The organism is Rhizobium sp. LEGMi-198b, assembly GCF_054114205.1.
The window spans coordinates 455192-480456 of record NZ_JBSYVH010000005.1 but is presented as its reverse complement, the minus strand read 5'-3'; the positions used below and the strand labels follow the sequence as shown (position 1 = coordinate 480456).

Genomic DNA, 25265 nt, shown 5'->3' with positions numbered 1-25265 from the left:
TGCACACGCTTTCAAAAGGTCCTTCCAGAAGCGCATATCTCCAGACTGCAGCGCGTCTGCTATGTCGTTCATTGTCGGACTCAAGACATTTTTGGACGCAAAGACAGAGCGACCATCAGTCTGATCGCTTTGCCGTAAAACCATTTTTTTGTTTGGCACGAAACTTGTGTGCCTATAGCGGACGCCGGGAGCAAGCCGCAGCAAAGGCTCTGGTTCTGATCTCGGCTGGTCGTCGCAAAATTCGAAGTCAATGACAGAGGGCGCAGATCCTGAACCGGACGATGGATCCTGCGGGTGTCAAAGGGTTCTGGCGAACACCGCATAGATAACCTGTCAAAAATCCCGGCCGGCGGCGAGAATGTCGAGGATGGCAACGACTATGCGCGGGGATGCAATCAACGGAGTTAAGGATGAATAAATATTTTTGCGAATTGCTAGGGACCTTTGCGCTCGTTTTCTTCGGCTGCGGCACACTCCTCTTTATGCGTTCGGAGGCAGGCCCCCTTGGTGTTGCTCTTGCCTTCGGGATGACAGTGGTAGCGATGGCCTGCGCGATTGGTCCAGTATCAGGCGCTCATCTCAATCCCGCCGTCAGCCTCGGTTTTCTCGTTTCCCGGCGGTTTGGACTGTGGGAATTCGTCGCGTATGTCTTGGCTCAAAGTGCGGGCGCTATCGCAGCAGCAGGCACACTCTACGTTATAGCAATGGACAAAGTCGGCGGTTACAACATTGCGGTAGAAGGTTTCGCTCAAAATGGCTGGGGAGCCTATGGGGCAAGATCTGCGTTCCTGTTTGAGTTCATCTCCACGTTTCTGTTCGTGACGGTATTTCTCAAAAGCACGGCCGAGGATGGCTCTGGCACTGTAGCAGGTTTTGCGATTGGTCTTACCCTCGTTGCGATCCATCTGGCCGGCATTACGGTTTCGGGTTCTTCTGTAAACCCTGCACGGTCGCTCGGCCCAGCACTCTTCGCAGGGGAGACGGCGCGCGCTCAACTCTGGCTTTACATAATTGCACCAATGCTCGGTGCCGTCGCGGCGGGCCTTCTGCAACTCAGTGAAGTTCTCGCGTTTCGACCAACAAGCAATCCGCTGAAGCGCAACGGCACCACTCTTGCGGGGCGAAGTAGAGCTGATGCAGTTCGCCACTTCCGGTCCCGCCCCTGATCCAGATTTGAACGCGCCTCACGTCCCTTTGACCGCCAAGCGCCCTGCCCCCGAGCCATTACATTTGGGGCTACATGTCAATTGGTTTCTCCCCGTCGATAGTCACCTAAGCTGCTTCCAATTTCGCTTTTAAAGGCGCGCGATCAATCTTCTTTCACAAGAAGAAAATCAGACGGCGGCCATGATCTGAAAAACTTGGGTCCATATTCAGACCCTAGTCCGACGGCCGAAAACAGACGTCAGATCGATATTGCGGCCGATGCTCCTGCAAGGAATTCCTCTGAAAGCGGTACGGCTTCGCCTATGTGAATATTCCACTGAGCATTATGAATGCTGCTCATAGTTCCATGAAGAAAAGCCATTTCAGTTTTGGTTTGCCTCATGATATTGGCCGCTGGGGTCAAGGAATATCGCCTTCGCCCCGGCACGATAGGACGAAGAGCGTGAGCCTGGGCGGAAAAGCCATCGGGCCTTACGTATGCTGATATACAACCTGCGCTTGAGGCTAGCGATATAAATTATAACCTTAAGCCGCACATCGTCCGGCCAACGGCAAAAAAGAGGTCTTTTATGCGCGCAGACGTGCAGTGGAAATTGTGCTGGGAAAATGAGTTGCAGCTCTCCGATCATGTCGAACTCGCCGAGTTCTTTCGAAAGACATATGGGCCGACTGGGGCTTTTAACGCAAAGCCGTTCCAAGGCAGTCAAAGCTGGGCCGGCGCAAGACCTGAGCTTCGTGCGATCGCGTACGACTCGATCGGTGTTGCGGCCCATCTGGGCTTACTGCGCCGCTTCATCAAAATTGACGGGGTCGATCTTTTGGTGGCTGAACTGGGTTTATATGGAGTGCGCCCGGATCTTGAGGGGCTCGGCATCGCCCATTCGATCCAGGTGATGCTTCCAACATTGCAGAAGTTTCAAGTTCCATTCGCCTTCGGTACGGTTCGGCCGGAGCTGCGGAAACACATTGAAAGATTTGGCCGACACAGTCCGCTGACGGTTGTGTCGCAGGTGAGCGTGCGATCCACGTTGCCACACGCGCGTATCGACTTGCCGCCCACCCGTGTCGAGGATCCGCTTGTCATCATTCTGCCTATTGGACAGCCCATCTCCGCCTGGCCCGCCGGTACGATGATCGACCGGAACGGACCGGAGTTATGACCTATCTCGACCGCTTGCGGAAGTGCATAGACTCCTCGTGGAGCTCAGTGTCCCAAGCGCAATATGGTCCGGCGATCGGCAGAATCGTGCCGGCCACCCTCGGATGAAGAGATATGCGGTTCAATGGCCTTGATCTCAATCTTCTGGTTGCGCTCGACGCCCTGATGAGCGAGCGTAATCTGACGGCGGCGGCGCGCAGCATCAACCTGAGCCAGCCAGCCATGAGCGCGGCCGTCGCCCGGCTGCGCACCTTCTTCCAAGATGAGCTGTTTACCATAGCTGGGCGCGAATTTATCCCCACACCTAGGGCAGAAAGCCTGGCGCCCGCGGTGCGCGATGCTCTGCTCCATGTTCAGCTCTCTATTATTTCCAGAGAGCCGTTTGACCCCGCCCAATCGGATCGTCGCTTCAAGGTTATCCTTTCCGATTACGTCGCGCTGGTATTTTTCGAGAAAGTCGTAGAGCGCGCGGCGCGGGAAGCTCCTGCCGTCAGCTTCGAATTTCGGCCCCCGGGCGACGACAATGAGGATTTACTCCGGCGCGGCGACGTCGATCTTCTCATTTTGCCGGAAATGTTCGCGTCGAAGGCCCAGCCCCGAGCAAGGCTGTTCGATGATGTCCACGTGTGCGTAGGCTGCACCTCGAACAAGCAACTGGCAGAGCCACTCACATTCGAGAAATACATGTCGATGGGACACGTTGTGGTCAAGTTCGGGAATGTCCGTAGGCCTGGCATCGAGGAATGGTATTTGCTCGAATATGGTCACAAGAGACGCATCGACGTCGTCGTACATGGCTACAGCATGATTCCGCCGATGGTTTCGGGCAACGAACGTATAGGAACAATGCCCCTACGGCTGGCCCATCATTTCGCAAAAACGATACCTTTGCAAATCGTTGAGCTTCCGCTGCCACTACTCCTTCCGTTCACCGAAGCCGTACAATGGCCCGCTCTGCACAATAGTGATCCGGCAAGCCTCTGGATACGCGAACTCATATTCAAGGAGGCGTCTCGCATGATTTCGCCGCTTGCCGCGGCCGAGCCCCATATTACCCGGATTAGCACCAGCCCTGTCCGGCCAACTTCCAATCGGCGAACTTGATATCGGCCGGAAAAGTCATCTAGCTTGCCCTTCAGTTTAAAATTTACACTAGCCGATTTCAGGGCTCGACCCCCGCGGCGTTAACCGGTGGCAAGGTTAGTTTGCGTCCGGCCGCAGCAGAATAGCATGAATGCTCCAGTTGAACGGAAATTCGTATTGCAGCGCTCCGATAGACAAGAAGGACGAGCAACCATAACTCGGGTCGCGATTGCGGTTGCAGGCAGAAGGCGCAGCGGCCGTTGTCGAGGCCGATCGACGTTAGCCGTTACTTTGCCGAATGCCGGTAAAAGACATCCGCCAGAATGTGGTGATCATGACGGTAGACTTCAGCCATGATATTATAGAGCTCTGGATCGTGAACCTCGAAGTCGTCTGATGTGGCTACGGTGAGTTCACCATGGCTGTAAGCCATATTCGTATTGAACCAGAACCGCGTGCCCTCGGCCCAATACTCATCGACGGTGTTCTCCATATACGACCGCGCCCAGAGCCCTTTCTCGCGGGCGTGGAAATAGGCTTTTTCAACTCGTGCAACGAGATCAGGATCCACCGTGCGAAGCGCGTTGAAGATATTATGTGAGAATTCGTGAACAAGAATGTTTCCTCCGTAATACCGCGTGCCGGGCACGCCCATCAAATTTTCCACGGCCCCCGTCGTGTAGAGCCCGCCCATGCCGCGCGCCCTTTGGGCCCAGTATTCCTGGGCAGTCATCTTGGCAATCGTGCTGGCGTAATTTCGCCGCTCGTCTGGGGTAAGGCGCGGATCATCGAGCGTCGGCTTCTGCCAATCCCGCTGCTCGGGAATGTCAGTCGTCGTCTCGTCAATTGCCATGATGCCGACCCGCGCCCCAGCCCGGATTAATGCATCGCGGACATCACGACGTTCTGACAACATGTAGAGGACAATGTCACGTGCGATCAACAGTGCCGTGTCTGGAACCTTTTCGGATGAGATAATGGGTATGCCCGCCGCGTCAGCATATTTGGCATAAAACGGATCCAGGCCGAGTGATGGCGGTGGGCTGCGAACTATGAAAGTATCGAAATTGGATATATCAGCCATCGACAATGTCGACGCAGATAAACCATTCTCAGTGCCGCCGAGTCCCCCTGCGGATGCACCAAGAAGATATCCACCGCACAGGACCATCCCCATCGAGCATACGTGAATCATCATGACCTTTCCTTAAAGCACTGTCTTCCTGAGACGCGACGCAACAGCCGTGCCAAATACCAAGAAAGAACCGACGGATATATTTATCGACGATAGTCTGCGGTGGTGAGCATTTGCGCGGCGTCCAGCCGGTCGGTCTCCTCGCCAGCGCCGCCAAAGGTGCCAACACCATCGAGCGGAGCCGGCCGGAGATGACCTAATTCGACGATAAGATAATCCTCCAGTGAAAACAGTGAGGTAGGGCCGACATCAGTCTCAGAGGTAGAGTGTCGAGGCGATCATGGTTTGAATATTGCCGTATCGAAGAGGCGGTGAGTCGAGGAGCCCTCATGAGCCAGGGGCGGCAGTCTATTGCATTACCGCGACTGACGCCGCCTCGGACAGCCGGGCACGAACCGACGTGGCCTGCCGCGCTGGTCGATGGATTCCGCCGCTTTGAGGCGAAGCGTGCCGGAACCATCCGGCATTTGGATGAGTCCTATCAAATCAATCGATTTTCCCAATGGGCCGATCAAGAGTAAACAGGCGATGAAGTGCTCCACCGAAGGTGGTCCGGCAATGCTAATCAGTGGTGGTACACATGACGATAAGCCTCCTCGGCAGTGATGTCCCCATTGATCCCAAGGGCGATGGTCGGCTCGTCGGCGGCGGTATGGGCAGATCAGGATGCCTAATACGCCGACCGACGGTATCAATCTCGCTCTCATGGCCGTCTTTGAGGTCTAGACCGCAGCTCTCAGTTTGTAATTTCATTCTCCAGGAGGCCCCGCATGAAGATTTCCGTGGTGATCAGTCAAGCGAGTTGCACGTCGCCGCCAGTCCCGACGCTGTCGATCCCGCCTGCGGTTCCGTCACTTGTCTTTTTACGCTGTGGGCCGGTTAGCCGCATTCGAAAACGGCGGGGGCGAGCTGCCAGCATTGGCCCCTGAGATCGCACCGTGAGAGGCGATTGGTCCAAAGGCGCCGCTCTTATTTCGAAGGCTTGGGCAAATTGCGGTTTTAGACGGTCAGCGGTGCGTGGCGATCTGCGGACAGGATGATCGTTGCTGCCCTCGACGAAGCGGAACGAAGCCACATTGGCTTCAGCTGGGACCGCCGATCACGTGCTAGCGGGTTCGACTAACTGAAACGGAGAAAAAATATGTCTGATGCAAAACTGCAAGGCGTGCTTTCCGCTCTTTCGCAGACGGTGAAACAGCTAGACGCTATTCCGCCCAAACAGCCGGCTCCGGAGGCCAATTGCATTAAGCTGGACACGAATGAGAATCCATTTCCGTTGCCAATGCTGGTGATGCGAAGCGCGATTGCCGCGCTCAAACGGCATTATCTTTATCCCGAAGATGATAACCGCTGCTTGCGGGAAGCGGCCGCCCATGCGTATGGCCTCTCCTGCGATCAGGTGATCGCCGGCAATGGATCGTCGGAACTGCTGGGGCTCATCTACAGGGCTTTCCTTGCTCCGGGTGACAGCGTGGCGATGATGTCGCCAGGTTTTTCGTTCAACCGCAAACTGGCCATGTTACAGGGTGCTCGATTTCTCGAAATCGGATGGGGCAAATCTTATTCGTTGCCCACAGAGCAGTTGCTTCTCGGTCCCGCAAAGGATGCAAAGTTCATCCTGCTGGCCAATCCGAATAACCCGAGCGGAACCTTTGTACCGATAGCCGAGATCGACAGGCTCGCCGCGCAATCCGACCGATTGATAGTGTTGGATGAGGCGTATGTCGATTTTGCGCCCGACGATGCTATACGACTTATTAATCGCCATTCGAACCTGCTGGTCTTAAGAACATTTTCTAAAAGCTACGCCGCCGCCGGTATTCGCATTGGTTTCGGCTTGGGTCATCCTGAACTTGTCGGAAGGCTGCGTAGCAGCCAAAATCTCTTCAATATGAACCTTATCGCCCACGCGATCGGTGCTAGTATCCTCTCGCATCGCGCCGCCTACGCCGAGAACCACAAACATATCAAAGATGAAAGACACCGAACGACAGCGACACTCTCTAAACTTGGATTTTCGGTGACCCCCTCTCATGCCAATTTCCTACTTGCTCGCGTACCAGCTGGGCAAAACGGCACGTGGTGGCAAGCATCGTTGAGAAGACAAAAGATACTTGTGGCCGTTTTTCCCGATGACGGCTTGGAAAATTATATTCGCGTAAGCATCGGTTCAAAAACCCAAATGGATGCATTCCTTTCAGCCGCCGCTGACATTTCTGAAAGCCTGAAGATGCAGCCCGTCAAGCACAGCTAATTTTCGTTTTTTACCCACACTATAAAGACAGCCGAGGCTGCCTGGCCGATATCAGGATCTTCGCACCAAATGAGATCGAAACAACCCGTATCTGCGATTTGTACTGGCCGTAGTGCTTTTGGATGGCCTGGTCCTGGAGAACCATGGCTGGAGCATAGACCGGCCTCTTGATCGCTTGAATCGACATCTTTCGTCAAACATTGGAGACAATCGAATGGGACATGCCATTCCTTCTAATCTGACCTTCGGCATCTTCGATCATCTGGACGACAACGGCTGCGACATAGCCCAGCAATACTCAGATCGCCTAAGGTTAGCCGAAGCGTGCGACGGCCTTGGTTTTTATGCTTATCACCTTGCTGAGCACCACTGTACTCCGCATGGGAGAGGGCCATCGCCAAATTTGTTTTTATCGAGCGTCGCACAGCGTACGCGTTGGATTCGTATCGGGCCACTCGTCATGCTGCTGCCCCTTTATCATCCGCTGCGGGCTTTTGAAGAAATCTGTATGCTGGACCAATTGAGCGGCGGCAGAGTTGAGGTCGGGATTGGACGCGGTTCTCTCCCGATCGAATTGAGTTATTTCGGGATGTGTGCTGACGCGGCACCAGGCTGCTATGCGGAAGCCAGTGAAATTCTTGTTAATGCAATGAGAGGCGGCACGCTATCCCATAAGGGCCAGCATTTTGAGCTGAGCAGCATACCACTGACACTAAGACCTCATCAAAGGCCGCATCCACCGATGTGGATTGCCACAGGTAGACCCGAGTCGGCCCGCTGGGCCGCGGCGAATGGCGCAAACATCGCCTGCCTTGGACCGTCTTCTTCTGTCCGCAGAATTACTGATGCCTTTCGCGCCCATCGAAAAGAGAACACGGGCGAAGATGATCAATCATCATTTCGTGGATTGCTTCGCATGATCGTGATTGGGCGTTCTGATCGCGATGCCTGTGTGCTCGCAGCGTCGGCCTACGAACACTGGCTCACCAGCTTTAAATTTCTTTACGAGCTAAATGACCTGCAGACTCCACCAAACCTGCCGCTGACTTTCGACGAGGCAGTTGAGAATGAGTTATGCGTCGCAGGGTCGGCGGCGTCGGTGAGGCAAACGTTACTGAACCAGATAGAAGAGGCAGGCGCCAACTACCTTCTGTGTCAACTTGCATTTGGGACCCTGCCGCTGGACGCTTCCCTTTACACCGCAGCCACCATTCAATCCGAATTTATGACTCGTCTTGACTGATGCGTCTTCCTGCGCCGTGCTGGTCGCCCCATTGGATGCGAGATGTCAAGCAACAATCCTCGCCGTCGCATCCGGTTAATATGCTAATGATGGCAAAGTTCTCGGCAAATGGCCCTCCATAGTCAGCAGATCGCCTCGCGATTGTCCTACGGCAAGCGTTGAAGGCCAAATTGTCGCCGAATCCCCGTCAACCGTTGCCGGCTATATCGCCGCTGTTGGCTTTACGGTGGGAAAGAAGCGTTGTCCCCGCACTACATGAGAGGAATTTAAAATGATCGATCGTTACATCTCTGCCGCATCATTGACAGCTGCAGTTTTGGGCCTGATATTTCTCAGCAATCCTGCGCTGGCGCAGCAAGCGGCGCAACCCGCCCAAGTACAACCAAATGGCAATGGTGTGGCTGCGGCCATTAGTAACGAAAAGATCGAAGCTTTTACCGTCGCGCATCTCCAGGTGGACAAGATCAGGCAGGAGTACGCGACCAAGATCGAGGCGGCGGCGGATGAGACAGCGAAGCAAGAGCTACGGAGCGAGGCGCGGAAACAGATGATACAAGCCGTTCAGACCTCTCCCAATATTTCGGTGGACGAATACAACGCAATTCTGGCGGCTGCACAGAAGGATCCTGTTCTCGTTAAGAAAGTTCAGGAGAAACTGCAGAAACCCGCGCCCGCACAGCAGTGAGCAACGCCACGGTTACCAACCAAATCGATCACTCACCATTGGCTGCGCTGATTGCTACAATCTTGCCGGGCATTAACCAGGGTTCTTCATGGCGATGTCCGCGACATTGATTCAACTGGGCAGTGAGCACGTCAAACAAGATACTCTGCGGCAAATTGCCGGCGGCCAACTCACCATACGAGCGATGGACTCCATCATCTACTCTTCGGCCGCGCGTGTGCATTATCCGGATCTGCTAATGGAGCTCAAAGTGCCACTGTCCAATAGACCATTCCAGTTGAAGCTCGCGCGGCCATGTCGCATCTCCCACATCGTTGGGCGAAAGACAGACCGGTAAAAATCGAGGTCATTGGATGAGAGATGATCGCCCGCGGCTGCCCGCTGAACTGACATCCCCAGTGTTAACCTAATTCTATATCGTCAAAGCAGTCGCCGAGACCGTGTGGGTACGGACAAGCTTACCGGCAGCATTAACGCACGGCGCCGGAAACGGGCGTATGGCAGCCATATAACCGCCATGGCAAGATGAAGTTTTCGGATCACAGGTGCGCCGGACAACGTTCGTGTTGGTTTGGGTTGCTGAGGGGCGCGGTCATGGCAATTGGCGAACCTATGCGGGCCGCCTCCTCAAACAGCATTTCGCGCATCCAGACGCTTCCCGGATCACTATCGTGCAGTTCATGCCATTGAACGGCTTCAGTGAACGGAAGGTGGCGTGGCAGCGGAAGCTCGAGGATGCGCAGCGGCATTGTTCTTGCGAAATGCTGCGCGAGCCGCAAGGGCATGGTTCCTATGCGCTCGTTGCCTAAAACCATGGATGGAATCATGCTGAAGCCATGTAGGACGACGTCGATACGTCTCTCGCGACCGTACTCAAGCAGGCACGATTCCTCGAGGCCGGGCCTCCGTGTATAGAACTTGGCCACAACGTGCCCCATCGACATGTATCTCTCGAATGTGAGTGGCTCTTCCAATTGCTTGTTCGAGGTGCAGCCTACGCACACATGGACATCATCGAACAGTCTCGCTTGGGGATGGACGTTTGACATAAATATTTCCGGCAGAATGAAAAGATCGACGTCGCCGCGCCGAAGAAGGTCCTCATTGTCATCGCCGGGGGGAAGAAATTCGAAGCTGATGCCGGGAGCTTCTCGCGCGACACGCTCCGCAATCCTTTCGAAAAACACGAGTGTGACGTAATCGGAAAGCACAATTTTGAAGCGGCGATCCGACCGAGCCGGGTCAAACGGCTCCCTGGAAATAATGGAGAGCTGAATCTGCAGCAGAGCCTCGCGCACCGCGGGCGCGATACCTTCCGCCCGCCGGGTGGGGATAAATTCACGGCCGGCCATCGTAAATAGCTCATCTTCGAAATAGGTGCGCAATCGGGCGACGGCAGCGCTCATGGCCGGTTGGCTCAGGTTGATGCTGCGCGCCGCCGCCGTCAAATTACGCTCGCTCATCAGGGCGTCGAGCGCGACTAGGAGATTTAGGTCAAGGCCATTGAACCGCATGTCTTATCTATCCACAGCGTGTATGTACGCCATCCAAACCTATCAGTACTCCTCATTAGTAATACAAATTGACGTTTTCACAGCGCAAAGACGCCCTATGGAAACTTTCTTCGCAAATTGCATATTGAGCGGGAAATTGAATACGGCGGAGCATGTAGTGGCCCCATAAATCCCCGGACACGATCTCCCACTTGTTAAGTGTGAGGAGTAATGTGCCCATTATGACTAGTCACAATCCGAAGATAGAAATCCTGTCCGGCCCTGAGCGCCGCCGTCGCTGGTCGACAGCGGAAAAGCTGGCGATAGTCCAGGAGACGTACGAGCCTGATGTCACGGTCAGCATCGTTGCTCGACGTCATGGCATTTAGCCGAACCAGTTATTCGCCTGGCGCAAGCTTGCAGCGCAGGGTGCGCTGACTGCCACCGCATCGCAGGAAGAGGTCGTCCCGGCATCCGAATACAGGGCGCTTCAAAACCAGGTGAAAGAGCTGCAGCGCCTCCTCGGCAAGAAGACGATGGAAGGCGAAATCCTCAAGGAAGCGCTCGAGATAGCATCAGGGTCAAAAAAACGCCTGTTGCGCTCGCTCTCGTTGCAGAGGGTGGTTCGCGATGACGGTAGTGTGCGAGATCGCGGCATCGCCGCCGTTGGGTACGGGGAAGATGCTCTTGCCAGGCATATGCATAATCCATCAAGGCTTGTCGCCAACGGGTATTAGATCAGACCCAGCTCTTTGAACCTTAAGCTGCGGAACTGCTATCCGGACGAACAGGTCCATCTCTTTCCGCCGCGTTCAATCCGCCAGCCTCAACTCCCGGCCTACCATTTCCAACCTTAGCTCTGATCCAACGTCGCTTATCAAACGGAAACATAAAATAGTCACGTACAGTGAGCGGTTCAGGCTGATCTCGGAGACCAACTTGCGGCCACTCCTCCTTTTTTGGCCAATATGCCGTGCGGAAAACCGTGTCCCATACGGTGGTAAAGAACCCATAGTTTCGATGCCGATGATGCGGTTCCATCGAGTGGTGGATGCGGTGGAATTTGTTGTCGCCGATAATGTATCGGAGCGGCCCAAGGTTGACACGTGTGCTGGAGTGAGAAAGGTGGGCCTGAAAGGTAATCAGCGTCATGGCAACGACGGGCACGACGCCTGATTCAAAGTTAATCAGCGTAAGCGGTAGGGTGACAAACAATGCGTATACAAATGGCTCGGTAAGATGATGGTTGCAATTCCACGCCGACAGTTCACGAATTGAGTGATGGGTAGCATGCAGGCGCCACAGAAACGGAACGGCATGTTGAGCGCGATGCATCCAGTAATAAAAGAAGTCACCGGCTATTGCGACGAGCACACCTGAAAGGATGGCGAGGCCCGTGTTAATGATTGGGTTGTTAGAGTGAAGCAAGGCACCAAAATCGACCGTCAGGAGCGGCTTAATCCCTAACAATTTCAAACCCACCGCGTACAAGTGCCATATTACGGCGCCGCATCCAATGCGAATAATCCAATTCCGCACGCCGCGAACGTACGAGGCAAAACTATATCGATAAGCCGGAAAGATCACCTCGAGTACGACGCATATGGTAGCGAATATCGCAACTAGCGTGAACGATTTCACGAAGAACTGGGCCATCTCCTCAAAATCGAGAACGTGCATTAGATTGCTCCGACGAATTGGCGTACGACGTAATTGCCCTATGCGATATAGGCAGCGATTGAAAATCTATTGTTTGGATAACACCAATTCGTTTTGCAAATGGCTCTTGCCAATCCACGGTCCAACTCGAATTAAAGCGGTAGAACTGGTTCTGCCACTCGGGGGCCGTCCATCTGCGGAGATATCAGGGGCCCCGGTAAAAAAGTCGACTAGCAGAAACCGCGCGACAGGGGACCGCCTGGTCTTTTTGAAAGCAGGCGGTATTCCAATCCTCGCAAGGCAAAGAGCGAACGCCTTTTACGCACGGTTTTACCGGTTCTGGTTCGCGGCGCCTCCCGCACGATCAATCGGCCAAGCCAGACGGGCGCACGATTCCATTCAACGATAAGCCTAGCAGCGTCGACAGACACTGTACGCTGATTTCGTGCCTATACGTTGTGTCCGCTAGATTCTTACTTGGCATGAATTGTGCAATTCAGCGCGTGTGGACTGAGTCTCAACCAACTCATCACTCTACCAATCAAGGAGAGTCTAATGGCTACGCCCATTAAGCAATTAACTAACCAGGTCGACGACAATCCCGGGCCGAGATATCAACCGCCATGGGAATTCCTATCGATCGACACGAATACGGGCGTGGGCGGAAAGTACATCTACATCGGCTACACCTTAGGCGAAGAGAATCCGGTGACGTCGGTCGACTTTGTCGCCTACAGTCAAGCGCAAGCGAACCCTCCCTCTGGTTGGAGTTGGACCGGACAAGATTTGAAACAAGGCGCAGGCGGAAAGTTCATCTACATGGTCTGGAAAAACGGCGAACCTGGCAAACAGCCCATCACAGCTCTCCAGTTACTCGTGACCGGCCAGTCCTCACCCCCGCATATCGCCGGCTATCAGGCGATCAACCAAGACCTGAACCAGGGGGCCGGGGGACCGTATATCTGGCCATATTACAGCACGACCGTCCCGCTTCAGACCAAGGAGGAGGCTGTGCTCATCAAAGCATAGCCCATTCAAAAGCGCCATGACGATCAAGGAACCCTGTGGTCCGCGACTTGCGCATTCAGCACAAATTGAACATGCGCGTGGTAGACCTGGGGCCTTGGCGGCTCTGCGACCTGATTTTTGTCACTCACTGACGGGAGTTCCAACGCTGTGGAACGATGGCAAGAATGAAGAAGGCTGGGGTGAACAGCACAATCGTTTCGCGTTCAGAAGCAATCGGTCATCCCATTTGCGGGCAATCTTTTTTCGTCAGGAGGCTCTAAAATAACGCAACCCACAAGCGCGCTTTCTTGTTTCAGACGGATTTTCTCCATAGTGCGCCCGATAAACTGCGGAAAACCTCCCGAACTGAAAGAATCCCCATTTCAGGCAGATATCTTTCAAAAGCATACGGTTCTCTGGATCTAGCAGGTCCTCCCGTGCTGCCCGCAATCGAAGCATCTGTAGATATACTGCGGGTGTCGTGTCCTTAAAAGCGCGGAAACCAGCTTCGAGTGCTCGGGTGGAAACACCCGCTGCTTCCGCCACCATCGGCATTGTAATCGGCTCATTGATATTGGCGCGCATGAACTCGATCCCACGTCGAACATGCCTTGGAGCGATCATGTTGGGTTGCTTATCCAGCAGATGCAATAGCCGATGAGGCACCATCCTTATTACCACATCGGCGAGCGCCTGCGTAATATGTGCTATCGCTATAGGAGACTGCAAAAGCGGACCATTATCGCGTATTCCGTCGATGATTGTTTCCGTGAGATTGCCGATCGTCCGGCCAACTGACGTGGACAGATCCAGCTCAGGCAAGAGGTCGAGGGAGCCATTGAACGGCAAGTCGAAAGTTTCGCCGATAGTCCGTTGGAATAAGGACCAATCAAGCACCAACTCATCTATCAGATTGGATTGCCCGTGCATTACGATGCCGTCAGGCTCGAAATTCCTATAAAGAAGAAGTTTTCCCTGTCCAGCCTCGGCGGTGCGCGAACCGTATGTAACCCCCATGCCGCCGCTGCGCGGCACTACGATCGATAGATGCTCCGTTGCACCAGAACACCATTCCGCGCGGAACTGAAATCCATCCTGATGGGAGCCGGTAATCAATACGGCGCTTTCACAAGCCGAAAGATCAATCCCCCAATGGAAGTCTTGGGAGCGACTGACGAGCTCAGCGTCGAATGTGCCGAATACTCCCGTAAGGGTTTCGATCATGCTGTCGAACGTAGAGCCGCGATATCGAAAAACGGCATCGGCGCTGTTTTCCATTATGTGTTCTCCAGGTGCCAGCGAGATCGTTCCTGCCGGTTCATACAAGATCACCTCTCGGATTTCATGGAGGTTGCGTTCAACCAATTTTTTAATTGAACCTAACTTGCTTGGCTACCTGCTCGAGACCTCCAGTGACGAGGCGGTTGTTTCCCTTCCAACACTTACGCCAATATTGGCAGGCACGAAATCCGCCTTCGCTATCTTTTGTCAGTTCTTCGCCTCTTGGACGTGGACTAAATGAGCTAGCTGATTACGAGCACAAACAGTGCCAGCAGAGCGAACATGCTTTCCTGATAAAGTTGCCTCTATAAGCATCCGCCGGTCACGCATTTCACCTCGCTCGCGGTTATTATTGTCGACCTAATGTCGTTTATTTTTATGTCCCCAGGCAGTCGACCTTGTCAACCGGGAAATGTCGATAGACGCGCGCTATCGCCGATGAGGTTCGACTTGCAAGAGAGCTCTGATTAAGGAAGGCGGCTTCTTTATGTCAGTCGTTAGTTACTCTTCCGCATGTTTGCTGACCAAATGTACGGTGACTTCCCGACTTCGGACCCAAAGCTGCAAGTCACCAATGGCTGTTTCCGGACATATGACTCATCAAGCTGTAGTGTCGAAGGGTCGCTCATATTCGTTTCATCCTTGCGTCAACACTCCACGCCCCGGGTCCTGTAAACGCCAGATAGAGGAATATGAAGCAAAACAGGATCGTATCATCGCCGTCGACAAGCACGGGAAAGACGCCCTTGCCCGAGAAATGGCTGGTCCAGTAGCCGAGGGCCATTTGCGCTGACAAAAGGAACGCGACCGGTCTGGTCAGGAGGCCAGTCAGCACAGCCAGGCCACCGAATACCTCCCGAAGGCCAAAAATCAGCATCAGAGTGGATAAATTACCTCCGTCCCCTGCTCCGCCCATGCCAAATGCGGGGACGCCGACCAGCTTTAGGGCGCCGTGTTCAATGAGCAGCAGCGCGGTAACGATTCTGAGGACAGCAAGTGCCGTCCGCGCGCGTTTTGAAACATCCTCCAAAGGCGTCTCCAGTTTTCCAGTTGTCTCGTCGTAAATTCACGATCGATCGGCACTCGCATCAGCGGCGCCGGGATAGTTGGAAATGAATCTGCGTTGATCGAATCGCGCAAATTCCGTGCCAAGAGAATTGTCGCGAGACGTAAGGCGATGACTCACCCAGGACCTCGGAGAGGTTTTCCGAGGGGGGAAGAGGGATTTGCGCTTGATACAACCGGGTTTTGTCGTCGGGATCCGCCGCCAAAAAAGCACGCGTCATCCGTGCGATCCTGTACTCGAAACAGATCCCAAATCCGTTCAATCGGAAGGGTCCATGCTCACTAATTGTCCATGAGCTTTTGAGACATATAGGTGTATTCGAGTGCGTGGAGACGCGCGCTTTCCAGCAGATTGGCGGCCGCGGCGTGGCCGCCCTCGATGTTTTCATAATAATAGAAAGGCAGACCCATATCTTCGAACAGGGCGGCCATTTTGCGCGCGTGCACTGGACCGACGCGGTCATCTTTAGTCGAGGTTTCGAAGAAAGGTTCCGGATAGGCCACACCCGCCCTGACGTTATGATAAGGCGAGATCGAGCGCAGGAAGGCGCCTTCAACCGGATCGTCCGGATTGCCATACTCTCCCTGCCAAGAGGCTCCTGCCGACATGTGGGTGAAATTGACCATGTCGAGAAGCGGGACCTGGACCACGGCCGCATTCCATAGATCGGGCCGCTCGGTCAGTTGCACGCCCATCAGCAGGCCGCCGTTCGAACCACCCATGATCCCAAGATGCGGTGGCGAGGTGACCTTCTTCGCGATTAGGTCCTGCGCTACGGCCTGGAAGTCGTCATAGACACGCTGGCGATTGGTTTTTAAACCGGCCTCGTGCCATTTCGGTCCGAATTCGCCGCCCCCTCGTATATTGGCCAGCGCGAAAGCACCGCCCTTTTCCAGCCACAGCTTCCCGAGCGATGCCAAATAGAAAGGGCGCATTGAAATTTCGAAACCACCATAGGCATAAAGGATGGTCGGATTCGTGCCGTCGAGCTTAACGTCCTTGCGCGTCACAAGGAAGTACGGAACCTTCGTTCCATCCTGTGAGGTCGCCCAGAACTGCTGTACCTGCAAGTCTTCAGCATCGAAGCGTTCCGGGCTCGACTTAAGCTTCTCGACGTTGCCGCTTGCAGCATCGGCGTAAAAAAGAGTGGAGGGTTCGAGGAAACCTTCCGACAATATGAACAGGTGATCGCTCTCATTGTCGCTGGAAATCACGGACAGGGTCGAATTTTCCGGCAGGCCCAACTTAAAGGATGACCAGCCATTCTTGCCGAAATCGAAGCTGCTTACCTCGCTGCTGACATCCGACTGGATCGACACCACGAGGCGGTTCTTGGTCTGGGTAATTCCTTGGACAGACTGGTGCTCATTCGGCATGAACAGCACAAGTGGTTCGACGCGCGCCGGATCGGCGAGCGCCGCGCGGAGATCGAAAGCGATAATCGCGCCGTTGTGGAAGAGGGTGCCCTCGGCCGAGGCCCAGTCCGACTTCAACTGATAGATTGCCTGGCCTTTGTAATAGCCGCCAAAAGCGGCGGTGGTCGGGAGTGGCAGAAAGATCTTGTGTTTATCGGTGTGACCGTTTGGGTAAAAGGCTAATTCCGTGTTGAAGGAGTCGAGGCTGCGATATGAGAAGTCCATCACATACTTGCCATCGATGTCCCGCAGCACATTGCGTCCAGACGAGACATCTTTCTTGTTGCCGCGAAAAATCTCGACCGCCCGATCGAGGCTTTGGCCGCGCTTCAGCACCTTGGTGACGTAGCCGTAACCGGAAGTCGTCACTTCGTCTGGCGTCCATTCCCGGGTCACGTAGATGGTGTTCTCGTCCACCCAAGTCGCCGACTGCTTGCCCTCGGGCAGGACGAAGCCTTCCTTAACGAACTCGCCGTTGGCAACGTCGAATTCGCGCACCACATCTGCATCCTTGCCGCCATCAGACAAGCTAAGCAGGCAAAAATTGCCGACGGGCGGCATGCAGTTCTGACTTCTGAGCACCCAGGTCTTGTTCTCGAGTTTCGATAGCGCATCGACATCGAGAATGACGTGCCATGGCGGGCTTCCAGACCTGTAGGCTTCCCAATTGGTACGCCGCCAGAGGCCCTGCACGTGCACGCCGTCCTGCCAAAAGTTGTCGATCATGCCGCCATGCGCGAAGCCGGGTATAACAATGCGATCTGTGGCGTGCAGCATCGTCAGAATGTCAGCCTGATATTCGCCATAGCGTGGATCCTTCGACAGTTTGTCGACGGTTGATTGGTTATGCGCCTTGACCCAGACCATCGCCTTATCGCCGTCGATCTCATTCAGATAGGCTCGAGGGTCGGCGGCCTCCTTGGGAGCGCTGTTGGGGTTAGAACCGATCGGCTTGGCAACAGTGGTCATTGGGGTCTTGGCAGAAGCCGCCATGATGAATGCCATCGCCAAAGCCGTAGCCATAACCAATCTACTCAGAAACGTACCGCGCATGATTTACCTCGCCGAAATCCAACGTCTAAGCGGTTGAAACGAACCGCTCCGCTTCTCGTCGCAGCAAGAGCTGTGCCAATCAGATGCATTTGAACAGACCTTAGGGTTTCGAGGGTTGTTCTCGGGGAACAGCCAGGCCGTGTAGGATAACTGGCACTGCAATGTCGCAACCGCTCCAGGCGATGTCACTTCCAGACGGCCTGAGACGATCATCGGCGTACTGATTTTCCCACCAGGGCGAATGGGCGCATAGGCCAACAGGCCTGCTGTTGTCCCCGAACAGAGTGCAGGGGCGGGAAGGTGCGCCTCGACGAGGCTCTCGGGAATGGTCGCGCCGCCTGACGCATGGGATTGCGCTGCCTGGTGATGGCGAGCGAACACATACTTGGTCGCGGAGCGGAGATCGACCATTTCCGTCTTGCTGGCCGCCCAGGAAACGTGCGGACGATCCACGCCCGAAAGGAGGCGTGAAAGGTTAGGCGAATACGCAAATGCGGCGATGATGGCGGTGGTGTGCGGTTGAACGACAAGAAGACAGGTGCGCTGTGGGCGATGCGCGTGCGGCGGTCGCCCTCGACCCGCGGTATAGAGCGCGTCATCGAAACACAGATCACGTCTAAGGCGCGCTTGGGGAGCGAGGCGCACGACGATCAAGCGCCGCTTCCCTTGAGAAGCTCACATTCCCCGCCAGATTTCGTGTCGGTCGCGACTGCGGACCCACTCGAATTCGGCTGTCCTCGGTCGGTATAGCATCGTAGAATAGTCTATCATGTATATCCGTTACATACGGGTGGTGGGGCGCGGCCTAAGGCCGACTGCTAAGAAGCGGTCAAGCATTGCATTGACCTGGTCAGCTACCTCGATGGTGTTGAAATGGCCAGCCAACAGCGTCTTGGCCGAAACAAGCTGGGAACAGCGAGCCTCTAGCCAGTCGAGATCACATGCAGCGCTCACCACCGGGACATCGGCAGCGATGTAGGCCATCGGGGCCTTGCAACGCGTTGCCGCAGGAGACGCATCATAGTCGAGCATGAAATTGCGCATTGCAGAATAGGCCACATGCTGCGGTGTCTTCTCGCACGAGGCGCGGATGTAGGTGTTGTGGATACTCTCGCGCCTGGAAGGAGCGTCGTAGTTGAGGGCCATCGACCATGCGTTTTTCTGCAATACCTCCCGATAGTTTGAGCTCGAAATTTCATCCAGGAACTCGCCAATTTCAGGTCTGTCGCGTAGCGCCCACCGGGGCGTGACGATAGAATCGATCATCACCACGCCCGAGGCGAGCTCCGGATGGCGGCCGCATAGCTCGAGTGCGACCGACCCACCCATGCTGTGCCCGATAATCAGCGGTTTCTCCAGGTTCCGCTCGCCGCATTGCCACGCTACGTCGTCAGCAAAACCCTCGATCGTGTACTCCTGCTTCGGGGCATCGCTGTCTCCGTGACCGCGGAGGTTTACCGCCATGACGTGCCGACTTTTAGCGAAATATTCGATCTGCGGCGCGAATATCCTGTGATCGCCGGTCCAGCCGTGAATGAGGACGATCGGGGGACTTAGGGGCGAAGCCGATATTGCTTCGAAGTGCGCAAGGCGCACCCCGCTGCGGTTCATCAGGATGGGTCTCAATTCGGCTACATTCATGAGGTTCGGCTCCTTTTTCTGGGTTCGCCGGCCACGGGTAGATGGTGTGTGTCATAAAGAGAGTGGAACAACCAACGGACGGCAGTCGGACCGCAAGGGCAATGGTTTGCCGATCGCAAACTGATGTGATCGATTAGAGAATGCCCCGGGGCAAATGGGGCAACACTGGAGCACGATGAACTCTGTGAGCGGCACCAAGCGGGCGACGAAGATTGCCTTGCATGGTAGGGAGCATCGAACGAATGACATCGATGCCTAAATCCCCGTAGGGAAGATATCTGAGGGCACCGATGATGAATTCGAACAATCCGAATGCACGGTCAGACCATCCGCATCAGGTCGCCGATCCGACAATGGGTCTATTTGCCGCCATAGCCTCCAATTCATCAACGAGACAGGAGGCGGCGATTTCAGCTCTAATGCCATCGCCCAAGTGGCGTGCCGCATCGCGATAGCGGGGCTCCTGTAGCAGCCGACTGACGGCATGGGCGATCTCAGCTTCGCTAGCACTCGGGGGTAGTCGTAGACCAGCTCCTTTCGACACAACTCGTGCAGCATTATCCCCTTGGTCGCGTCCGTTGGGGAGCACCAATTGCGGTAGACCGTTTATCAGCCCCCGGCTGACGGTGCCGTGGCCGCCCTGCGTTATCAAAAGGCAGACTTCCTTCATCACTGTGTCATGCGGTGCGCCGCGCAATAGATGCACGTTCGCGGGGGCAACCAGCTTCCGCGCCTCAACATGAGGCCCGATGGTCGCAACCGCGTACACGTCCAGCGCACCCAGCGCGCTAATGATCCGTTGGACCAAGTCGTCTTGACCCTGAGCGCCGGAGCTGCAGGCGACGAGCACTCGAGGTCGATCGGCGTCCGAAGGCCAAGGTGCCTTCAAGCTCTTTGACCAATTTGGTTGCTCCAGCAGAGGCCCAACGTAACGAACGTTGTCCGGTAGGAGGTCGGCCGCAAAATCGAAAGTCCGGCTGATCGCGAGCAAGTGCCGATCGACACACTCAAATAAATCCACCGTCCTGGCCAAACCGAACAGACCGAGGCCGGCACGCGCCTCGTTTAGAAGTGAAAGGAATTCGTTTAAGAAGCCAGCCCAATTTTCGTTCGCCGCCGCGATCGCGATCCGCTCTTCTAGCGTCTCCGGCTGCGCCAATCCGCTGGTTGCCGGCGGCATTCCTGGCAAAGGGCGAAGGCTCACATGGGGTGACAACATTGCGATGGGCACGCCAGCGGCTTCGGCGCCCAACACGGCACCGAACAACATATCGATGGCAATGACAGCATCCGTCGGTATGCGGCCGATCTCATCCTGGACGTCGGCTGCATAGGCTGGCGCAGGGCCGAACACCGCCTTTTGGAACCAGTCGCGCATGTCTGAAAAGCAAGTCGGATCCGCGTCTGTCCCTGTCGGGGCACGACGCCAGCACACGAAATCGAAATCCGCCGCGGCCACTTCATGCTGCATCTCTGGATCAGCCATGATGCGGACGCTATGGCCGTGCTTTTGTAGTTGTCGAGCTATAGTCAGCAACGGGCCCAGATTACCCGACGTCCCCCAGGACGCAAGCAGGAAGCTATACAACATGCCTCACCTCAATCGTGGATCGAAACCAATCATCTGCCACCAACAAAGGGTCGATACGCTGACCTCATTGCGAGGCATACAGCGGGATCCTCTCGCTAATTGGCGTTCCCTTACCGCCATCGCGCACGCTCTAACCCGCTGCCCTAAACCTGAAAGGATTCCCCAGCTCAATTGCATCCGGAGGCGGCAGCATTCAGCCGGGCAGGCCTAGGCGCCTGCCCGGCTGCGACAAAGCCAAGATAGTCTTGCGAACTTACGCAGTGACACTCGTCTCTAGTGACTTGCCGAAAGGTCCGCAATCGGCGCCAAGATCGCGGATCCGATGACCCGCTTAAGCTTCTTTCAAACTCCGTCCGTTCCGCGATTTTTAAGGCCTTCGAGACACTGCGTAAAATTGATTGTTTGAATAAGTGCAATCCGCGAGCGGCATGTCTCAACAGCGCTCCTCCGTTCGCCTGCGCCCACTACATCATTGTTGCAGTTGCACCGGACGGCCCCGCCGTCATTCAACGGTCGGCTCGCATGGCTGAGGTTCAGGGTTTCCTGACGCAGGCGAAATCTGCAAATGCCTGCTCGATCAACTCGGGCGTCGCGCCGGAGGCGAAGAGAGTTGCCAAAGGATTCTCGCCTGCCCCGGCCTTAGTGTCGAGGAATGACTGGCGCCGGCATCGGCAAGATCATGACCGCCGCCGCGATAGCTTGAAAGCAGCAGCCCATCCGAAACCCGGCTGGAGACCACGACGGATACGCCGATAGCCCTGCTGGTGCAAGGCAGTAGTGTTTCTCATCGCCGTTTCCCCGCCAATGACCTGCTCCGGCAGAGTGAGTTCCTCGAGAATCGACTATCGCGGCTGTTTCAAGATTGAAGAGATTTGCAGCCCTGTTGAGGAGATAATCCGCAATTTCTTCGTCATCGACATGCAGCTCCGTGCTCAACCATGAGAACACAAATAATGCTGCGCTCCTGCAAGCACCTGCTGGACTTGGGGTGCAAAAAAGTACGCGAAAGGCTATCGACCCGTCGGAACTTGTGGAAATGGCCGGATTCAGTGCCTTTCGAACGCGGAGGCAGGTGACAACAACCATCGCGAATGAAACCTATGACCCCGTGTTCAATAAGGGGAACCGTCATGACCACTACCAACGAAATCGCAGACAAAATCGCCGTCGATCACAACCTCACCAAGGCTCAGAGCAAGGCGGTCGTGGAGGCTGTGTTCGCATCTATTACCGCCGCAGCGACCTCCGGCGCAGAGACGTCCATCCCGGGATTCGGAAAGTTTAAGGTCAAGGACACGCCGGAGCGTGAAGCGCGCAATCCGGGGACCGGCGCGATGATCAAAGTTGCAGCTGCGAAGAAGCTCACCTTCCAGCCGGCCAAGGCGCTGAAAGATGCACTGAACAACTGACAACGGAACAGCCTTGCTCGGTCGAGCGAGGCTGTTCGCCTCTGTTTGGCGGTTGGACGTGATCCACATCTGTGGCGTTGATTGGCCGCTGGATAGGTTCAGCCCTATCAATATCCTGAGCGCTTGCCCGATCAATCGGCTGATGGAGTGAGATGAATGATGTCTCCCCGCGACCAGCCTTCGGCGAGGCGCATTAGAAACTCCATCTCCCTTCTTAGCGTGACCGTGCGACTGACATCGTCGGCATGCTCGTTTTCAGTGCGGACGTGATAAAAATCACCTACCGCAATTCCGGCCGCTTTTCGCTTATCCTCAAGCGAGAACTTCAAATCTGCGAGCTCCTCCTTAACAGCGAAGTAGCGCCGCATAACTGCGATCAAACGCAGATCGTTTTCTGCTCCATCCATATTAGCGCCTTCCAAAATGCTTTAAGTAGGAAGAAGCAGATTCGCTCTCTCTTGTCACGCCTCGACCGACAATCGTTAAGATTGTACTTTAGCACCATCTTAACTAGATAGGATGTAAGGTCCATGGCAAAGCGAGAGGTGTTCCATTCGTCGCCTTCAAAGGAGGGCTTGAAAGTCACGTCGGGCGGAAAGACAGTTTCCACCCACAAGTCCCAAGCCGAAGCGGAGAGTGCCGCGACTGCTGCCGGTCGCGCTGCTCACAACAAGGGTGCGCTGGCTCAAGCTGTTTTGCACAAGGGCGATGGGACGATCCGCGAAGAGCGAACCTACGGCGATGATCCGTGGAAAACGCCCGGCTAATTCTTCTAATTCTTGGCCTTCGTTATTCGAAAGCGCGAATTTCACTACACCTTTTACGAGGGTGAGCTGAGGCATGAGAAGCTATGCGGGGAAGCGCCGAGGTGGCACGCTCGTCGTGCGATCAACCCGAAGGGGAGCTTACCATGTCTAAAGTCGAAAATCTCAGCCGATCAGTCACTGTTTTAGATCAAGCGCGCACCCTACTCGCCGTTATAGAGATGAGTCAGAATAGCTGGCTGGCGGCCGGAATGCTTCCAGGCATCCAGCGGCACCCCCTTAAGAAACTCAATCCCGATCCGAATGCTTTGCGCGACCTTATCGCGCGTTGGCAATCGGAAGCTGAGGCTTCTGGGATACCGATGGACCGGGTCGCGCTAGCCTTCGCGGCTTGGCGAGATGGCTTCTGGCTGGCCCAGTGGCTTGGGGCAAAAGGCGTTGAGGCTCACGTCATCCATTCTACCGGCGTCGCCGTGAACCGGGAACATCGAAGGGCGAAAACCGACAGGCTAGACACGGCGATGCTGATGCGCGTATTCCTTGGGTGGCTGCGTGGCGAGCGTGGGCATTGCGGTATGGTAGCGGTCCCATCGCTAGCGCAAGAGGATGCCAAGCGGCCGAGCCGCGAACGGGAGAACCTCGTCGGCGAGAAAACGTGGATAGTAAATCGCATGAAGACCATCGGCCTGTCCCTTTCAAAGTAAGGGCTAGAGCATTTGTGATCTCTGCGCCGTTGCCGCCCGTATTCATGGGCAACGATAGCGAAATCGTACGCCTGCACAGCTGCCTTAGCAAACCAATTCGGCAACCGGGAGGTCGCGGGTCTGAACAGACGCGCCCGGTAACGTTGGGGTCGCCGCGGTTGCCTTCATCGCGTACGCCTTACTCTTTGGCCAGTCCGAAAAAGCGAGCCGCTGATGTCGAGACGCGCTCCTTCGACCTAGGCCCTCTCAATCGAGTTACTGCTCTTCATGCCATCTCGATGAGCACGCGCGGGCACGACTTTACCTTGTGACGGTTGCTCATAAGAAGGCACTCAGCAGTAAAAAGATGCACCCGATTCAAAGAGATGGATAGGACTCGGAAGACGAGCGGCGGATAGGCGCTAAGCTATTGACTTTAGATTCTTTTTGACTCGGAACAATAAGTGGAGTGATTCTGTTGACTCGCATTGGTTGCTAGAGGAGTGCGAATGAAATGGTGGCGCCGCGGGCAAATTGGAAAGGGTACATAAAGTTCGGCGAGGTGGCGTTTCCGGTCGCGCTTTATACGGCTGCATCCTCCTCCGAACGGATCGCCTTCAATACGCTGAACCGAAAGACCGGCAATCGCGTCCGACGTGAATTCGTCGACAGCGAAACCGGTGATCCCGTCGAGCGGGAGGATCAGGTCAAGGGTTTCGAGATCGAGGACGGACGCTATGTCGTCCTTGAAGCGGAAGAAGTCGCCGCCGCTATTCCGGAAAGCGACAAGACGCTGAAGATCGAGGCTTTCATTCCCTGTGACGACGTCGATGACATCTATTTCGACAAACCCTATTACTTGGCGGCCGACAAGATGGGCAGCGACGCATTCAAGCTGCTGCGCGATGGCATGAACAAGGCCAGGGTTGCGGCGATCGCCCGGACGGTCCTCTTCAGACGCCTGCGCACGCTTCTCATTCGCCCACACGGCAAAGGATTGGTCGGCTCCACCTTGAACTTCGATTATGAAGTCCGGTCGTCCGAGAAGGCGTTCGACGAAATGCCCGATCTGAAGATCGAAGGCGAAATGCTGGACCTTGCCAAGCACATCCTCAACACAAAGAAGGGCGCGTTCAATCCGAAACAGTTCGATGATCGCTATGAGGCGGCCGTCGCCGAACTTGTGAAGGCCAAGATCGAAGGTCGCACGCTGCCGAAGAAGAAGGCGCCGCCGGCTTCGAAGCCGAGCGACCTGCTGCAGGCGCTGCGTGAGAGCGCCGGCATGTCCGCACCAGCAAAGACCAAGCGCACGGCGGCCAATGTCAATGCCGGCAAGAACAGGCAAAAGACCGCACGGGCAACCGCATCGAAGCCGCGCAGTTCCGGCGGCCACCAGCAGCGCCGCGCCGGGTAATC

20 protein-coding genes and 2 pseudogenes are annotated in these 25265 nt (G+C 55.4%); 12 read left to right on the top strand and 10 right to left on the bottom strand.

Translation table 11 applies throughout. The annotated features are described in order from the left end of the window. The first annotated feature begins 410 nt into the window (after positions 1-410). The 3 genes from ACXHXG_RS21385 to ACXHXG_RS21375 all read left to right on the top strand — a co-directional run bounded on the left by ACXHXG_RS21385 (position 411) and on the right by ACXHXG_RS21375 (position 3430). Positions 411-1166 (top strand): aquaporin, encoded by a 756-nt coding sequence (locus ACXHXG_RS21385; protein ID WP_283060905.1) that lies wholly within the window; start codon positions 411-413, stop codon positions 1164-1166. 570 nt (positions 1167-1736) lie between these two features. Continuing rightward, complete coding sequence (locus tag ACXHXG_RS21380; protein WP_457900625.1) at positions 1737-2327, top strand: NodA family N-acyltransferase; 591 nt, start codon at positions 1737-1739, stop codon at positions 2325-2327. A 113-nt stretch (positions 2328-2440) separates the two neighbouring features. Further along, complete coding sequence (locus ACXHXG_RS21375) at positions 2441-3430, top strand: LysR family transcriptional regulator (protein ID WP_457900624.1); 990 nt, start codon at positions 2441-2443, stop codon at positions 3428-3430. 265 nt (positions 3431-3695) lie between these two features. Here the strand turns inward: ACXHXG_RS21375 and ACXHXG_RS21370 are convergent, their stop codons facing one another. Continuing rightward, on the bottom strand, positions 3696-4607 hold the full coding sequence (locus ACXHXG_RS21370) for a glycoside hydrolase (RefSeq protein ID WP_457900623.1): 912 nt from the start codon (positions 4605-4607) through the stop codon (positions 3696-3698). Positions 4608-5745: 1138 nt separating this feature from the next. Here ACXHXG_RS21370 and ACXHXG_RS21365 point away from each other — a divergent pair. From ACXHXG_RS21365 to ACXHXG_RS21355, 3 genes are all read left to right on the top strand, one after another. Beyond that, a complete protein-coding gene (locus tag ACXHXG_RS21365; RefSeq protein ID WP_457900622.1) occupies positions 5746-6858 on the top strand; it encodes a pyridoxal phosphate-dependent aminotransferase in 1113 nt (370 codons plus the stop codon). A 214-nt stretch (positions 6859-7072) separates the two neighbouring features. After that, positions 7073-8101, top strand: a complete 1029-nt coding sequence (locus tag ACXHXG_RS21360) for an LLM class flavin-dependent oxidoreductase (RefSeq protein WP_457900621.1) — start codon at positions 7073-7075, stop codon at positions 8099-8101. Between the two features lie 271 nt (positions 8102-8372). Further along, positions 8373-8786, top strand: a complete 414-nt coding sequence (locus ACXHXG_RS21355) for a DUF4168 domain-containing protein (RefSeq protein ID WP_457900620.1) — start codon at positions 8373-8375, stop codon at positions 8784-8786. Positions 8787-9325: 539 nt separating this feature from the next. On the opposite strand, the gene ACXHXG_RS21350 is transcribed toward ACXHXG_RS21355, so the two are convergent. Further along, positions 9326-10300, bottom strand: a complete 975-nt coding sequence (locus tag ACXHXG_RS21350) for a LysR family transcriptional regulator (RefSeq protein WP_457900619.1) — start codon at positions 10298-10300, stop codon at positions 9326-9328. Positions 10301-10521: 221 nt separating this feature from the next. Here ACXHXG_RS21350 and ACXHXG_RS21345 point away from each other — a divergent pair. Further along, positions 10522-10901: pseudogene (locus tag ACXHXG_RS21345) on the top strand (transposase); the annotation flags it as partial. Positions 10902-11038: 137 nt separating this feature from the next. On the opposite strand, the gene ACXHXG_RS21340 reads toward ACXHXG_RS21345, so the two are convergent. After that, complete coding sequence (locus ACXHXG_RS21340) at positions 11039-11959, bottom strand: sterol desaturase family protein (protein WP_457900618.1); 921 nt, start codon at positions 11957-11959, stop codon at positions 11039-11041. 534 nt (positions 11960-12493) lie between these two features. Here ACXHXG_RS21340 and ACXHXG_RS21335 point away from each other — a divergent pair. After that, positions 12494-12967: a hypothetical protein gene (locus tag ACXHXG_RS21335; protein ID WP_457900617.1), complete on the top strand. Its 474-nt coding sequence runs from the start codon at positions 12494-12496 to the stop codon at positions 12965-12967. 246 nt (positions 12968-13213) lie between these two features. On the opposite strand, the gene ACXHXG_RS21330 is transcribed toward ACXHXG_RS21335, so the two are convergent. From ACXHXG_RS21330 to ACXHXG_RS21305, 6 genes and pseudogenes are all read right to left on the bottom strand, one after another. Further along, positions 13214-14227 carry a helix-turn-helix transcriptional regulator gene (locus ACXHXG_RS21330; protein ID WP_457900684.1) on the bottom strand — a complete coding sequence of 338 codons (1014 nt, stop codon included), beginning with the start codon at positions 14225-14227 and terminating at the stop codon, positions 13214-13216. Between the two features lie 625 nt (positions 14228-14852). Then, positions 14853-15257, bottom strand: a complete 405-nt coding sequence (locus tag ACXHXG_RS21325; RefSeq protein WP_457900616.1) for a DoxX family protein — start codon at positions 15255-15257, stop codon at positions 14853-14855. Positions 15258-15574: 317 nt separating this feature from the next. Beyond that, positions 15575-17731 carry a prolyl oligopeptidase family serine peptidase gene (locus tag ACXHXG_RS21320; RefSeq protein ID WP_457900615.1) on the bottom strand — a complete coding sequence of 719 codons (2157 nt, stop codon included), beginning with the start codon at positions 17729-17731 and terminating at the stop codon, positions 15575-15577. Between the two features lie 810 nt (positions 17732-18541). Continuing rightward, positions 18542-19402 (bottom strand): alpha/beta fold hydrolase, encoded by an 861-nt coding sequence (locus ACXHXG_RS21315; protein WP_283060893.1) that lies wholly within the window; start codon positions 19400-19402, stop codon positions 18542-18544. Between the two features lie 334 nt (positions 19403-19736). Next, the gene (locus ACXHXG_RS21310; RefSeq protein WP_457900614.1) at positions 19737-20993 is read right to left on the bottom strand and encodes a glycosyltransferase; all 1257 of its coding nucleotides are present in this window, start codon (positions 20991-20993) and stop codon (positions 19737-19739) included. A 533-nt stretch (positions 20994-21526) separates the two neighbouring features. Next, positions 21527-21762, bottom strand: a pseudogene (locus ACXHXG_RS21305) (asparaginase); the annotation flags it as partial. Between the two features lie 361 nt (positions 21763-22123). Between ACXHXG_RS21305 and ACXHXG_RS21300 the strand changes: the two are divergent. Beyond that, positions 22124-22402 carry an HU family DNA-binding protein gene (locus ACXHXG_RS21300; protein WP_283054563.1) on the top strand — a complete coding sequence of 93 codons (279 nt, stop codon included), beginning with the start codon at positions 22124-22126 and terminating at the stop codon, positions 22400-22402. A gap of 131 nt (positions 22403-22533) precedes the next feature. Here ACXHXG_RS21300 and ACXHXG_RS21295 read toward each other — a convergent pair whose 3' ends face one another. Beyond that, positions 22534-22809 (bottom strand): hypothetical protein, encoded by a 276-nt coding sequence (locus ACXHXG_RS21295; RefSeq protein ID WP_457900613.1) that lies wholly within the window; start codon positions 22807-22809, stop codon positions 22534-22536. Positions 22810-22932: 123 nt separating this feature from the next. Here ACXHXG_RS21295 and ACXHXG_RS21290 point away from each other — a divergent pair, with 123 nt between their 5' ends. From ACXHXG_RS21290 to ku, 3 genes are all read left to right on the top strand, one after another. Further along, on the top strand, positions 22933-23169 hold the full coding sequence (locus ACXHXG_RS21290; RefSeq protein ID WP_457900612.1) for a DUF2188 domain-containing protein: 237 nt from the start codon (positions 22933-22935) through the stop codon (positions 23167-23169). 143 nt (positions 23170-23312) lie between these two features. Then, positions 23313-23870, top strand: a complete 558-nt coding sequence (locus ACXHXG_RS21285; RefSeq protein ID WP_457900611.1) for a hypothetical protein — start codon at positions 23313-23315, stop codon at positions 23868-23870. Between the two features lie 493 nt (positions 23871-24363). Further along, positions 24364-25263, top strand: coding sequence for a non-homologous end joining protein Ku (gene ku / locus ACXHXG_RS21280; RefSeq protein ID WP_457900610.1), 900 nt, complete (start codon positions 24364-24366; stop codon positions 25261-25263). Positions 25264-25265 lie beyond the last annotated feature (2 nt).

Coding starts and splice junctions, on each gene's coding strand:
- ACXHXG_RS21385 (WP_283060905.1), top strand. CDS start 411: ATGAATAAATATTTTTGCGAATTGCTAGGGACCTTTGCGCTCGTTTTC.
- ACXHXG_RS21380 (WP_457900625.1), top strand. CDS start 1,737: ATGCGCGCAGACGTGCAGTGGAAATTGTGCTGGGAAAATGAGTTGCAG.
- ACXHXG_RS21375 (WP_457900624.1), top strand. CDS start 2,441: ATGCGGTTCAATGGCCTTGATCTCAATCTTCTGGTTGCGCTCGACGCC.
- ACXHXG_RS21370 (WP_457900623.1), bottom strand. CDS start 4,607: ATGATGATTCACGTATGCTCGATGGGGATGGTCCTGTGCGGTGGATAT.
- ACXHXG_RS21365 (WP_457900622.1), top strand. CDS start 5,746: ATGTCTGATGCAAAACTGCAAGGCGTGCTTTCCGCTCTTTCGCAGACG.
- ACXHXG_RS21360 (WP_457900621.1), top strand. CDS start 7,073: ATGGGACATGCCATTCCTTCTAATCTGACCTTCGGCATCTTCGATCAT.
- ACXHXG_RS21355 (WP_457900620.1), top strand. CDS start 8,373: ATGATCGATCGTTACATCTCTGCCGCATCATTGACAGCTGCAGTTTTG.
- ACXHXG_RS21350 (WP_457900619.1), bottom strand. CDS start 10,300: ATGCGGTTCAATGGCCTTGACCTAAATCTCCTAGTCGCGCTCGACGCC.
- ACXHXG_RS21340 (WP_457900618.1), bottom strand. CDS start 11,959: ATGCACGTTCTCGATTTTGAGGAGATGGCCCAGTTCTTCGTGAAATCG.
- ACXHXG_RS21335 (WP_457900617.1), top strand. CDS start 12,494: ATGGCTACGCCCATTAAGCAATTAACTAACCAGGTCGACGACAATCCC.
- ACXHXG_RS21320 (WP_457900615.1), bottom strand. CDS start 17,731: ATGGCTACGGCTTTGGCGATGGCATTCATCATGGCGGCTTCTGCCAAG.
- ACXHXG_RS21315 (WP_283060893.1), bottom strand. CDS start 19,402: ATGAATGTAGCCGAATTGAGACCCATCCTGATGAACCGCAGCGGGGTG.
- ACXHXG_RS21310 (WP_457900614.1), bottom strand. CDS start 20,993: ATGTTGTATAGCTTCCTGCTTGCGTCCTGGGGGACGTCGGGTAATCTG.
- ACXHXG_RS21300 (WP_283054563.1), top strand. CDS start 22,124: ATGACCACTACCAACGAAATCGCAGACAAAATCGCCGTCGATCACAAC.
- ACXHXG_RS21295 (WP_457900613.1), bottom strand. CDS start 22,809: ATGGATGGAGCAGAAAACGATCTGCGTTTGATCGCAGTTATGCGGCGC.
- ACXHXG_RS21290 (WP_457900612.1), top strand. CDS start 22,933: ATGGCAAAGCGAGAGGTGTTCCATTCGTCGCCTTCAAAGGAGGGCTTG.
- ACXHXG_RS21285 (WP_457900611.1), top strand. CDS start 23,313: ATGTCTAAAGTCGAAAATCTCAGCCGATCAGTCACTGTTTTAGATCAA.
- ku (WP_457900610.1), top strand. CDS start 24,364: ATGGTGGCGCCGCGGGCAAATTGGAAAGGGTACATAAAGTTCGGCGAG.